Origin of the sequence: Nocardiopsis exhalans (assembly GCF_024134545.1) — a bacterium.
Classification (GTDB): Bacteria; Actinomycetota; Actinomycetes; order Streptosporangiales; family Streptosporangiaceae; genus Nocardiopsis; species Nocardiopsis exhalans.
Genome location: NZ_CP099837.1, coordinates 4377077 through 4389490, shown reverse-complemented (window position 1 = coordinate 4389490; position 12414 = coordinate 4377077). Strand labels below are relative to the sequence as shown.

9 protein-coding genes are annotated in these 12414 nt (G+C 70.0%); 6 read left to right on the top strand and 3 right to left on the bottom strand.

Going from position 1 to position 12414, the window contains the following annotated elements:
* Positions 1-187: 187 nt before the first annotated feature.
* The gene (locus tag NE857_RS19345; RefSeq protein ID WP_254417066.1) at positions 188-991 is read left to right on the top strand and encodes a hypothetical protein; all 804 of its coding nucleotides are present in this window, start codon (positions 188-190) and stop codon (positions 989-991) included.
* Between the two features lie 30 nt (positions 992-1021).
* On the opposite strand, the gene NE857_RS19340 is transcribed toward NE857_RS19345, so the two are convergent.
* Complete coding sequence (locus NE857_RS19340; RefSeq protein WP_254417065.1) at positions 1022-2707, bottom strand: ABC-F family ATP-binding cassette domain-containing protein; 1686 nt, start codon at positions 2705-2707, stop codon at positions 1022-1024.
* Between the two features lie 277 nt (positions 2708-2984).
* On the opposite strand from NE857_RS19340, the gene NE857_RS19335 reads away from it, so the two are divergent.
* Positions 2985-4811: a glycoside hydrolase family 15 protein gene (locus NE857_RS19335; RefSeq protein WP_254417064.1), complete on the top strand. Its 1827-nt coding sequence runs from the start codon at positions 2985-2987 to the stop codon at positions 4809-4811.
* A 335-nt stretch (positions 4812-5146) separates the two neighbouring features.
* Here the strand turns inward: NE857_RS19335 and NE857_RS19330 are convergent, their stop codons facing one another.
* Positions 5147-6514, bottom strand: a complete 1368-nt coding sequence (locus NE857_RS19330) for a sensor histidine kinase (RefSeq protein ID WP_254417063.1) — start codon at positions 6512-6514, stop codon at positions 5147-5149.
* Positions 6511-7206, bottom strand: a complete 696-nt coding sequence (locus tag NE857_RS19325) for a response regulator transcription factor (RefSeq protein ID WP_254417062.1) — start codon at positions 7204-7206, stop codon at positions 6511-6513. The genes NE857_RS19330 and NE857_RS19325 overlap by 4 nt, the downstream gene beginning before the upstream one ends.
* Before the next feature lie 321 nt (positions 7207-7527).
* Here NE857_RS19325 and NE857_RS19320 point away from each other — a divergent pair, with 321 nt between their 5' ends.
* From NE857_RS19320 to NE857_RS19305, 4 genes are read left to right on the top strand one after another with little or no spacing between them, the layout of a single operon-like run.
* A complete protein-coding gene (locus NE857_RS19320) occupies positions 7528-8730 on the top strand; it encodes an ABC transporter ATP-binding protein (RefSeq protein WP_254417061.1) in 1203 nt (400 codons plus the stop codon).
* Between the two features lie 13 nt (positions 8731-8743).
* Entirely contained in the window at positions 8744-10096 is a 1353-nt protein-coding gene (locus tag NE857_RS19315; protein ID WP_254417060.1) for an ABC transporter substrate-binding protein, read from the top strand.
* Positions 10089-11486 carry an ABC transporter permease gene (locus tag NE857_RS19310; protein ID WP_254417059.1) on the top strand — a complete coding sequence of 466 codons (1398 nt, stop codon included), beginning with the start codon at positions 10089-10091 and terminating at the stop codon, positions 11484-11486. The genes NE857_RS19315 and NE857_RS19310 overlap by 8 nt, the downstream gene beginning before the upstream one ends.
* Entirely contained in the window at positions 11483-12394 is a 912-nt protein-coding gene (locus tag NE857_RS19305; RefSeq protein WP_254417058.1) for a carbohydrate ABC transporter permease, read from the top strand. The genes NE857_RS19310 and NE857_RS19305 overlap by 4 nt, the downstream gene beginning before the upstream one ends.
* The last annotated feature ends 20 nt before the right edge of the window (positions 12395-12414 follow it).

The window sequence follows — 12414 nt, the reverse complement described above, 5'->3', positions numbered from 1 at the left end:
GCGGGGCCGGACTGGCCTGAACCGGCCACCGGTTCTTACCGCCCCAACCCCGTGGCAGCAGGGGAGTCCGTTCGGTCTCTGCTAAAAATGAGGCGACTCCATCCCGCGCCCGTGGAACCCCTTCAGTGGTGTTCGGGGGTGTGTTCCCTCGCGGCATCTCCATTCCCCCGAAGTAGAAGATCTGTTGATGACCTGTTCCAGACTGACCCTCGGAGCCCTGGCCCTGGCGCTCCTCATCCCCCTCACCTCCTGCGGACTCGTGCGTGACGCCGGAGACTCCGCACGGACCCAGACGGATGCCGCGGACGTGGCGGAGGAAACCCCCGAGAGCGCGGACGAACCCGATCTCGAGGACCTGCTCCCGTTCATGGAAGCGGCGATGGTCTCCGACACGCCCGAAGGCATCGAGTCCGGGCTCCAGTACGCCCAGCCGGGATCAGCCGCCCACGAGTACCTCCTGTTCCAGGCGGACCACCTGCGCGCCAACATCTACGAAGACGGTGACCGGTCCGGCAACGACGTGGAACTGAGCGGCGACAGCTTCCGGGTCTGCAGCAGCCAGGGCTGTTCGACCTTCGGCGGTTTCGTCTTCGAGGGCGACCTGGTCAGCGACTTCGAGGTCAACAGCAACGCCGTCAGCGACTACATCTACCCCGGTGGCAGTGAGTTCTCGCAGGACGGAGCGAGCATCACGGTTGCCAGGAGCTACTACTCGGTGGAGAGCAACCTGCTGGCCGTCATCCTGCACGGGGAGGCGGACCCCGGTGTTTCGTTCGAGGTGATGCTGCCCAACTACTACGCCCCGGACGGTGAGCGTGCGCTCACCTTCTACCCCGAGCAGACCACGGGCCAGGAGAGCTACGGTTCCGGTGAGTCAGGGGTGCTGGTCTACAGGTACCCCGACGTCGAACCCGGGGGACACATGTCCATGTATGTGAGCTGCGACGAGGGCTGTGACTTCCTTGAGGACATCGAACTCCAGCTGAGCTGAGTCCGGGCCCGGCGCCGGGCCCCGCGCGCCTCAGCGGGCGCGCTGGACCCGGCCCTCGTCCCACACCGGCTCGTCCGTCTCATACACACGGCCGTCCGCGCCGAACACCACGAACCGGTCGAAGCCCCGGGCGAACCAGCGGTCGTGGGTGACCGCCACAATCGTGCCCTGGTAGGCGTCCAGCGCCGACTCCAGGGCCTCGGCCGAGACCACGTCCAGGTTGTCGGTGGGCTCGTCGAGCAGCAGCATCGTGGTCCCCGACAGCTCCAGCAACAGCACCTGGAACCGGGCCTGCTGGCCCCCGGAGAGGGTGTCGAACGTCTGCTCGGCGCAGAGTGCGAGCTCGTAGCGGTCCAGCGCCCGGCCGGACTCGTCCCGGGGCAGGCCCCTGCGGGTTCCCTGCCCGTTGTGCAGGATGTCCAGCAGGGTGCGGCCGGTGAACTCCGGGTGCTCGTGCGTCTGCGCGAACCACCCCGGCAGCACCCGGGCGCCCAGGCGGGCCCGCCCGGTGTGCGGTACGGGTTCGACGTTGGCGCGTTCCTCCCCCGGCACCAGCGAGGACTCGGGATCGTCGCCGCCACCGGCCAACAGCCGCAGGAAGTGCGACTTGCCCGAACCGTTGGAGCCCAGCACCGCGACCCGGTCGCCGTACCAGACCTCCAAGTCGAAGGGGCGCATCAGCCCGGTCAGCTCCAGGTCCCGGCAGACCAGGGCCCGCTTGCCGGTGCGGCCGCCGCGCAACCGCATCCGCAGGTTCTGCTCCCGGGGCTGCTGCTGGGGCGGGCCCGCCTCCTCGAACCGGCGCAGCCGGGTCTGCGCGGACTGGTACCGCGTGGCCATGTCCGAGTTGTAGGCCGCCTTCTGCTTGTACATGGACACGAGCGCCTTGAGTTTGGCGTGCTCCTCGTCCCAGCGTTTGCGCAGCTCGTCCAGGCGGGCGAACCGTTCCCGCCGGGCCTCGTGGTAGGTGTCGAAGGTACCCCCGTGTACCCACAGGCTGTTGCCCGCCGCGCCCAGCTCCACCGTGACGATCCGGTCAGGAACCCGGCTGAGGAGCTCGCGGTCGTGTGAGACGAACAGGACCGTCTTCGGGGTGGCCAGCAGCGCCTCCTCCAACCAGCGTTTGCCGGGCACGTCCAGGTAGTTGTCCGGCTCGTCCAACAACAGCACCGGCGCTGGTCCGCGCAGCAACGCCTCGATGACCAGGCGTTTCTGCTCACCGCCGGAGAGCGTGCGCACCTCGCGCCACCGGCAGTGCTCGTAGGGCGTACCCAGGGCCGCCATACAGCACTGGTCCCACACCACCTCGGCCTCGTAACCGCCCGCGTCACCGTACCGCGAGATCGCCTCGGCGTAGCGCATCTGGTTCTTCTCGTCCTCGGAGAGCATCATGGCCGTCTCGGCCGCCTCCAGGTCCGCGTGGGCTTTGCGCACCGGGCCGGGGGAGACCGAGACCAGCAGCTCGTGCACCGTGGTGGCGTCCCGCACGTGTCCCACGAACTGCGGCATCACGCCCAGCTCGCCGTCCACGGTGACCGCGCCCGACTGGGGCGGGAACTCACCGCGCACCAGGCGCAGCAGGGTGCTCTTGCCCGCGCCGTTGGCACCCACCAGAGCGGTCTTGGACCCTTCGCCGACCCGGAACGACACCCCGTCCAGCAGTACCCTCCCGTCGGGCAGGGTGTGTGTGACCTGGTTGACGTCGACGTAACCCACGACCGCTCTTCTCCACTGCTCAGAACCTCCGTACGGATTCGCACGGCACGTCCGGGCAGGTTTCCACAGGCCCTTTCGGCCGGGCAACGGGTTTTCCGGCCCCTGTCACGTCGTCACCCTTAAGACTTCCTTAGCTGACACCTAAGGTCCGATGAAGCGCGATGTGCTCTGGTTCACCACTGTTCTACCGTTTTCACGCTGGTCACAGACCACGCACTTCGGGGCACCGGGGTCGACTCGGACCCCGGGTCCGCCGGAATCGGAGAAAGGTGGCGGGGTGACTCTCACACAGGGGGTAGCGGGGTTCGACGCGAAGCGGGAGACCTGTTGCTCCGATGCCGTGGGCCAGGGCGAGCGCCCGGTCCCGATCGAGCGCATGTCCATGCTGTCCAACCAGGCCTCCGTGGCGCTGGTCGGCCCGGACGCGCGCCTGCTGTGGTTCTGTCACCCCGAGCCGGACTCCAACGCCCTGTTCGCCGAAATCCTGGGCGGTCCGCAGGCGGGTGTCTTCGCGATCGCCCCCGCCCACGGCAAGATGCCGCTGGGCCAGCGGTACCTGCCGGGCACCATGACCGTGCGCACCCGCTGGTCCCGCCTTGAGGTCACCGACTACCTCGCCCACGACACCGCCCCGGGCCGTACCGACCTGGTCCGGGTGATCGGCGGCGTCACCCCCGCGACCATCGAGTTCGCCCCGCGCCCGGACTTCGGCCGCGCCCCGGTCCGGATCACCGCCGAGGACGACGGGCTCCGGATCCGTGGCGCCGACTTCCCGATGGTGCTGCGCTCCCCGGGCGTGGAGTGGCACATCGAGACCGAGAACGGCCGGGACACCGCCCGAGCCACCGTCCACCCGGCCGAGGGCGAGCCGGTGGTGCTGGAACTGCGCTGCGGAGCGGACTCGCTGAACTCACACCCCGCACCGGAGAGCGACCGCCGTGAGCACGCCGAAAGCGGCTGGACCACCTGGGTCGACACCCTGGGACTGCCCCACACCCAACAGGAGCTGGTCGCCCGTTCGGCGTTGACGCTGCGGGGGTTGTGCACCCCCACCGGGGGTGTGATGGCCGCGGCCACCACCTCCCTGCCCGAGGAGATCGGCGGGGTCCGTAACTGGGACTACCGGTACTGCTGGCTGCGCGATGGCGCCCTGACCGTCCAGGCCCTGGTCACCCTGGGCTCCATCACCGAGGCCGAAGCCTTCCTGGACTGGGTGCACCGGGTGGTGGCCTCCCTGCCCTCCCCCGAGCTCCTGCGCCCCCTCTACTCCCTGCGCGGCACCGACCTGGGCCCCGAAGAGGTCATCGAGTCCCTGTCCGGCTACGCCGGATCACGCCCGGTACGCATCGGCAACCTCGCCGACCACCAGGTCCAGCTGGACGTGTTCGGGCCCGTGGTCGAACTCATCACCCACCTGGCCCAGTCCAAGGGGGCCCTGTCCGACCGCGACTGGGACCTGGTGCGCTCCATGGCCCAAGCCGTAGCCCGCCGCTGGCACGAGGCCGACCACGGCATCTGGGAGGAACGCGACGAGCCCCGCCAACGGGTGTACTCCAAGGTGATGTGCTGGCTCACCCTGGACCGCGCCCTGAGGCTGGCCCAGCGCTACGACCGCACCATCGACCCCGCCTGGCCCGCCCTGCGCGCCCAGATCACCGAAGAGGTCCTGGAGAAGGGCTGGAACGACCAGGCCCAGGCCTACACCACCGCCTATGACGGCACCGACCTGGACGCGGCCTCGCTGCACATCGGCCTGTCCGGGCTGATCGACCCGGCCGACGAGCGTTTCCAGGCCACCGTGACCGCGGTGGAGGCCGAGCTGCGCAGCGGCCCGACCGTGTACCGCTACCACCGCGACGACGGACTGCCCGGCGGTGAGGGCGGCTTCCACCTGTGCACCACCTGGCTGATCGAGGCCTACCTGCTCACCGGACGGCGCGCCGAGGCCGAGGAGTTGTTCAAGCACCTGGTGGACTGCGCCGGACCGACCGGGTTGATCCCCGAGGAGTTCGACCCGGTCACCGAGCGGGCCCTGGGCAACCACCCGCAGGCCTACTCCCACCTGGGTCTGATCCGCTGTGCCCAACTCCTGGACCAGCACTGACCCGAACCGGCTGATCCGAACTCACCGATCGGAAGGCACCGATCGGAAGGCACCGATCGGAAGTCACTGACGCAACGCTGAGGGGTGTCCCGCTCGCACCAGGGGCCCTCGCCCGTTCCCTGCCCCTGCCCCGGCGGGTAGCGGCCCTTGATCCCCGGTGATCTTGCTACCAGAAGCAAGTTCGGCGCTGATTTCGCTCCTGGTAGCAAGATCATCTTTGAAAAGGGGGGCCCAAACCGGGCCCGCGTGCCCGGCGGGCCGCTGGTGGTGTTCGCCGGTACACATGACCGGCCGCGACGCGGTCAGGTGTTGCGCGCAGACCGAGAGAGTTTCCCTCAGCCTGAGCGGCGCAGCCGCCAGGCGCGGGGTTGTTCCTCCTCGTGGGGGACGTCCAGTTGCGCGAACCTTGCCCGTACCCTCGCACCGCCCAGTTTCCCGCGTTCCAGGTGAACTGTGCCGCCGGTCGCCTCCACCGCGTGCCGGACGATGTCCAACCCGAGCCCGGTCGATCCGCCTCCGCTCGTGCCGCGTCGCAGTGCGGCCGTGGGATCGGCGAACCCCGGGTCCGCGTCCTCCACGATCAGCGTCACCCAGCCCGCGTACTCCACCACGGCGACCGCGAAGGGCCCGTCCGCCGGGGTGTAGCGGAAGACGTTTCCCACCAGCGAGTCCAGGACCGCGACGCATTCGTCCCGGGTCAGGGCCACCGGGCAGGGGGCCTCGGGCAGGTCCAGCGTCATCTCCCGCCCCTGGTCGGCGGCGAGCATCGACCAGAATCCCATCCGGTCGAGCACTGCCGCGGACAGGTCACAGGCCCGCTCGGCCTCCCCCTGTCCCGGGGCCGGTTCCCGCGGGCGTACGTCGCGGATGATGGCGTCCACGTCCTGCTCCAGCGCCGCGATGGCGTCCCTGATCCGTTCGCCCTCGGCGCCGGGCACGGTTTCGGTGTCCAACCGCAGAGCTGTCAGCGGGGTGCGCAGCCGGTGCGAGACGTCGGCGGCCATCTCCCGCTCCTTGGTGAGCAGCCCTTGGACGCGCTCGCCGATGGCGTTGATCGACTCACCGAGGATGACCAGGTCACGCGGACCGTGTACGCGTATCCGGGCGTTCAACCGGCCCTCGCCGATCGCCACGGCCGTGTCCGCCAGAGCACGCAGCGCACGTCGCGCGGGCCGGCTCAGCCGGTCGGTGATCAGTACCGCGCCCAGCACCACCATCACCGCGACCACCACCAGCCCGCCCAGCGCCCGGCCCAACCCGGTGGTGGCCTCCCACCGGGGCTGGTACACCTCCACCACGGAAACGTCGCCCCCGTCGGCAGTATCGCTTTCGGGTGCGGCGACCGTCAGCAGGTACACCGTGCCGTCCACGACCTCGCGCACGCCCTCGAACCCCGCGCCGTCGTCCCGCGCGGCCGCCACGTCGTCCTTTTCGGCCCGGCTGGCCCCCACGGTCGTCCCGTCGGGCAGGTGCACCGAAAGGTGGCCGCGCGCGCCCGCCGGGGTCGAGGCCACCACGCGCCGCAACAGCGCGGGTTCGGGGCCCGCCTCCGCTACCGCAGCCACCATGTGCGCCTGCGAACGCACCTCGGCCTCGGCCCGTTCACGCGCCTCCCACCAGGCCCACAGCCCCGTCACACCGATCATCACCACCGCGACCAGCACCGTGGCCAGGGTGACGGCGCGGGCCAGCAGCCGCCTCAAGCCGGTTCCACCAGCTTCAACCCCACACCCCGCACCGTGTGCAGGTACCGGGGGTGGCTCGCGCTCTCGCCGAGCTTGCGGCGCAGCCACGACATGTGCACGTCGATGGTCTGGTCGTGGCCCACGAACGGGTGCTGGTGCCAGACCGCCTCCACCAGCTCCTTACGGCTCACCACCCGCCCCGCGTGCTCGGCCAGGTACGCCAACAGGTCGAACTCACGCCGCGAAAGCTCCAGCGGGCGCCCCGCCAGGGTCGCCTGCCGCCGGGCCAGGCTGATGGACAGTTCGCCCACGGTCAGCTCCCCGAGGTCCGGGGTACTCGCGGAGGGCCGGCCGGACCTGCGCAGCAGCGCGTTCATCCGGGCCGCCAACTGAGTGCTGGAGAAGGGCTTGACCACGTAGTCGTCGGCCCCGTCGTTGAGCAGGCGCACGATCGACTGCTCGTCGCCGCGCGCCGTCGCCACGATCACCGGGACGTCGCTGTGCCCGCGCAGCATCCGCAGCGCCGCGGCGCCGTCCAGGTCGGGCAGGCCCAGATCCAGGATGACCAGGTCGGGTTCGTGTTTGGCGGCCTCGCGCAGCGCGTCCAGCGCGGTTCCCACCGGCAGCACCACGTGCCCCAGACCGCTCAGCGCCCGCACCAGAGCGCCCCGCACCATCTGGTCGTCCTCGACCAGCAAGACCGTTGCCATGCGCACACGTTAACCAACGATGAACGCGCGTACGAGCCCGGGAACCCCAGGTGGTCAGGCGCAACGAAGCTGTGACCACCCGCGGGCACGACCCGCGCGGTTTAAGTCGAACGAGACGCTTCGTTAAGGCTTCCTTAGGGAGCGTGACACTACTGTCGTCACACATCACCGGTGGTGGCGCGCATCACAGGACGTGCGTCACAGGGAACGCGTCACTCGTGGCAGACGGCTCCGACCCACCGGTCTGACTTCCTCGATCCGTCAGCGGATCCACTACCGGCTACTACCGGGCACCACCCGTGCCCGTTCCACGGAGGTGTCGTGGCAGAAATCGTGATCGACGGCCTGGGCAAGGTCTACCCGGACGGAACCCGCGCGGTCAACGACCTCTCGCTCGACATCCAGGACGGCGAGTTCCTCGTCCTGGTCGGCCCCTCCGGCTGCGGCAAGACCACCGCCCTGCGGATGGTCGCGGGCCTGGAACAGATCAGCGAGGGCACCGTCCGCATCGGTGACCAGGTGGTCAACAACGTCCCCGCCCGGGACCGGGACGTGGCGATGGTCTTCCAGTCCTACGCCCTGTACCCGCACCTGAACATCTTCGAGAACATCGCGTTCGGGCTGCGCCTGCGCAAGGTCCCCAAGGCCGAGATCGACAAGCGCGTCCGCGAGGTCGCCCGCGTCCTCGAACTCGAGGAGCACCTCACCCGCAAGCCCGGCAACCTCTCCGGCGGTCAGCGCCAGCGGGTGGCCATGGGCCGGGCGATCGTCCGCGAGCCCCGCGCCTTCCTGATGGACGAACCCCTCTCCAACCTGGACGCCAAACTCCGGGTGCAGATGCGCGCCCAGATCGCCCGCATCCAGCGCGACCTCGGCGTCACCACGGTCTACGTCACCCACGACCAGACCGAGGCGATGACCCTCGGCGACCGGGTGGCCGTGATGAAGCGCGGCGTCCTGCAGCAGGTCGGCCCGCCCCAGGAGCTGTACGACCACCCGTGCAACCTGTTCGTCGCCGGGTTCGTCGGCTCGCCCGGCATGAACCTCATCTGCGTGGAACTCCACGAGGACGGGCAGACCGGCCGGTTCCGCGTCCGCGTCGGCGACCAGCACCTCGACCTGCCCGAGAGCCTCCTGCACCGGCGCCCCGCCCTGCGCGGCTACGCCGGGTCCAAGGCCGTCGTGGGCATCCGCCCCGAGGACATGGAGGACGCCGAGATCGTCGGCGGTACCGAAGGAGCCACCCTCACCTCGGTGGCCGACCTGGTGGAGGCCATGGGCTCCGACGTCCTCGTGCACTTCCCGCTGGACGCCGCACCCGTGGTCACCGAGGACACCCGCGAACTCGCCCGCGACGCCGGGACCGACGAGACCCTCCCGGCGACCGACGACGGGGTCGTCCTCGTCGGCCGCTTCAGCCCCCGCACCCACGTGTTCGAGGGCCAGACCATCTCCATCGCCGTCGACACCGAACGGCTCCAGTTCTTCGACCCGGCCACGGGTACCGCGATCCACGACTCCTGAGGAGCGATCCCCCATGTCAGCACGCAGCACCACCCCGCACACCACTTCGCGCTTTACGGCGCACCGTCCCCGGTTCCTGGCCGCGACCGCCGCCGCGCTCGGCCTGGCCCTGGCCGCCACCGCCTGCGGAGGCGACGGCTCCAACGCGGCCTCCGGCGCGGACCTCGACGGCCAGACCCTGGAGATCGTCGGCCCCTGGGCCGGTGACGAGCAGGAGGCCTTCGAACAGGTCCTCGCGCTCTTCGAGGACCAGACCGGCGCCACCGTCTCCTACAGCGGTGCCGGGGACGACCTCCAGACCGTCCTGCAGACCCGCATCCAGGGCGGTGACGAGCCCGACGTCGCGCTCATCCCGCAGGCCGGACTCATCCGGCACTTCGCTGACGAAGGCGTCCTGGTACCGCTCTCCGACGAGGTCGTCGAGGCCATGGACGAGAACATGGCCGGGGCCTGGGCCGAGATCGGCTCGGTCGACGACACCCCCTACGGCGTCTACCTCAAGGTCGCCAACAAGTCCCTGGTCTGGTACAACGACGAGCTCTTCGCGGAGACCGGGGCCGTGCCGCCGGAGAGCTGGGAGGAGTTCGTCGAGCTGTCCGAGAACCTGGCCGACGTCGGCGTCAGCCCGCTGTCCGTGGCCGGGGCCGACGGTTGGGTCCTCACCGACTGGTTCGAGAACGTCTACCTCCAGACCGCTGGTCCGCAGATGTACGACCAGCTCGCCGCGCACGAGATCCCGTGGACGGACCCGAGCGTCGAGGTCGCCCTGGAGACCCTCGCCGAGGTGTGGGGCGAGGAACAGCTGATGCTGGGCGGTTCCGGCGGCAGCCTCCAGACCGACTTCCCGACCTCCGTGGTCAACGTCTACAGCGACGACCCGGACGCCGCCATGGTGGTGGGCGCCGACTTCATCGGCGGGGTCGTCACCGCCAGCACCAACGCGGCCGTGGGCGACACCGCGCAGATCTTCCCCTTCCCGACCATCGGGGGCGGCGGTGACTCCGTCGTCGTGGCCGGGGACGCCGCCGTCGCGATGAGTGAGGGCGAGGCCACCATGGAGCTGCTCCGCTTCCTCGCCACCCAGGAGGCCGCGGGGGAGTGGGCCGCCATCGGCGGGTTCATCTCCCCGAACAAGCACCTGACCGCCGACGACTACGCCGACCCGGTCCTGGGCCAGGTCGCCGAGCAGGTCATCCTCGCCGGTGACAGCGTGCGCTTCGACCTGTCCGACCTGCAGCCCGCCGCCTTCGGCGCCACCGTCGGCGACGGCATGTGGCAGACCCTCCAGGACTTCCTGGCCGACCCCTCCGACGTGACGGGCACCATGGAGCGCCTCGAGGCCGAAGCCGAGCGAGCCCATGGCTGAGCCCCGACCCGTGGCCGAGCGCACGGAGCCCCGACCCGTGGCCGAGCGCACGGAGCCCCGACCCGTGGCCGCGCCCGCCGAGCCCCGCCCCGGCTGGCGGCGGCTGTTCGGCCCCGCCACCCTGTTCCTGCTGCCCGCCCTGCTCTTCCTCGGTGTCTTCCTGGCCTACCCGGCCGTGTACTCCGTGGTCCGCAGCTTCTTCGACGCCTCCGGGTCGCAGTTCGTGGGGATCGACAACTACACCCGGATGTTCACCGACGACCGCACCCTCACCGCCATCCGCAACACCGGCATCTGGGTTCTGGTCGCACCCGCCCTGGTCACCGGGTTGGGCCTGGTCTTCGCCGTGCTGACCGAGCGCGTGCGCTGGGCCACCGCCTTCCGGGTCCTGCTGTTCATGCCCATGGCGATCTCCCTGTTCGCCTCCGGCATCATCTTCCGGCTGGTCTACGACGAGAACCCGGACCGCGGCGTGGTCAACGCCGCCGTGGTGACCGTCCACGACACCTTCGCCTCGCCCTCCGAATACCCCGGGGCGCGCCCGCGCGGCGACGAGGAACTCGACACCGACCCCGCCCGGGGCGGCTTCACCACCACGCGGACCTACGAACCGGGGGAGACCGTCACCCTGCCGCTGGTCGGCATCCGCCCCACCGAAGTCCCCGAACAGGCCGTACAGGCCGCCGCCCCTGAACCCTCCGGAGACACAGTGCCCTCCGGGGACACCATCGAGGGCGTGGTCTGGCTGGACGTGGCCCTGGGCGGCGAGGCCGGGACCATCGAGGACGGCGAGAACGGCATGCCCCGCATGACCGTCGACGCCCTCCGGGACGGTCAGGTCGCGGCCAGCGCCACCACCGGCGACGACGGCCGCTTCATCCTCACCGGGCTGGAGCCGGGCGAGTACGAGGTCCACCTGGCCGCGGACAACTTCACCGAACCCTTCCGCGGTCTGACCTGGCTTGGCCCCACCCTGATCACCCCGGTGATCATCTCCTCGTGGGTGTGGATCATGACCGGTTTCGCCATCACGTTCATCGCCGCGGGACTCGCCGCTATCCCCAGGGACGCCCTGGAGGCGGCCCGGGTCGACGGCGCCACCGAATGGCAGGTGTTCCGCAAGGTCACCATCCCCCTCCTGGGGCCGCTGCTGCTGGTGGTGTTCGTGACCCTGATGATCAACGTCCTGAAGATCTTCGACCTCGTGTTCGTGATCGCACCCGGATCGGTCCAGGCCAACGCCAGCGTGATCGCCCTGCAGATGTGGCAGGTGTCCTTCGGTGCGGGCGGAAACCAGGGGCTGGGCAGCGCCCTCGTGGTCCTCCTGCTGGTCCTCGTCCTGCCGATCGTCTACTTCAACATCCGCCGATTCCGACGGGAGCGCTCGTGACCACCACGCCCCAGCAGTCTCCCTCCGTCGTCGAGGTGACGGTCTCCGGTGCCCCGCGCCGCGGGCTGGCCTCACGGCTCGTCTCCCGACTGGGATCGGGCACCCTCCAGGCGGCGCTGGCCCTGGTCGCCCTGTTCTGGATGGTGCCGGTCGTCGGCCTGCTGCTGGTGTCGCTCCGCTCGGAGGCGGACAACACCAACAGCGGCTGGTGGACGGTCCTGCTCAAGCCCACCGAACTCACGCTGGACAACTACCGGACGCTGGTCGGCAACGACGTCCTCGTCCAGTCGTTCCTCAACACCGTCTACATCTCGGTACCCGCCACCCTGCTGGTCGTGGGCATCGGCGCACTGGCCGCCTACGCGCTGGTGTGGATGGACTTCCCCGGCCGCGACTGGATCATGGTGGCCGTGGTCGGCCTGCTGGTCCTGCCCATCCAGGCGGCGCTGATCCCCATCTCCCAGCTGTACGGGGCCCTGGGGATCTTCGGCTCCATCACCGGCGCGATCCTGTTCCACGTCGCCTTCGGGCTGCCGTTCGCGGTGTTCCTGCTGCGCAACTTCTTCGTGAACATCCCGCGGGACCTGCTGGAGGCGGCCCGGATGGACGGCGCCAGCGAGTGGCGGATCTTCCGCAGGGTCGTCCTGCCGGTGGCCCGCCCCGCGCTGGCCTCGCTCGCGGTCTTCCAGTTCCTGTGGGTGTGGAACGACATGCTGGTCGCCCTGGTGTTCACCAGCCCCGACTCCGCCCCGCTGACCGTGGCGCTGCGCTCGCAGCTGCGCCAGTTCGGCACCAACATCGACGTCCTGGCCTCCGGGGCCTTCCTGTCCATGCTGGTTCCGCTGCTGGTCTTCTTCGCCTTCCAGCGCCACTTCGTCCAGGGGGTGTTCGCTGGCTCCGGCAAGTAGACCCCACCGGGTCCCACCAG

Excerpts from the sequence above, each read along its gene's own strand:
- NE857_RS19345 (WP_254417066.1), top strand. The coding sequence starts at position 188 with ATGACCTGTTCCAGACTGACCCTCGGAGCCCTGGCCCTGGCGCTCCTC.
- NE857_RS19325 (WP_254417062.1), bottom strand. The coding sequence starts at position 7,206 with ATGGCAACGGTCTTGCTGGTCGAGGACGACCAGATGGTGCGGGGCGCT.
- NE857_RS19315 (WP_254417060.1), top strand. The coding sequence starts at position 8,744 with ATGTCAGCACGCAGCACCACCCCGCACACCACTTCGCGCTTTACGGCG.
- NE857_RS19310 (WP_254417059.1), top strand. The coding sequence starts at position 10,089 with ATGGCTGAGCCCCGACCCGTGGCCGAGCGCACGGAGCCCCGACCCGTG.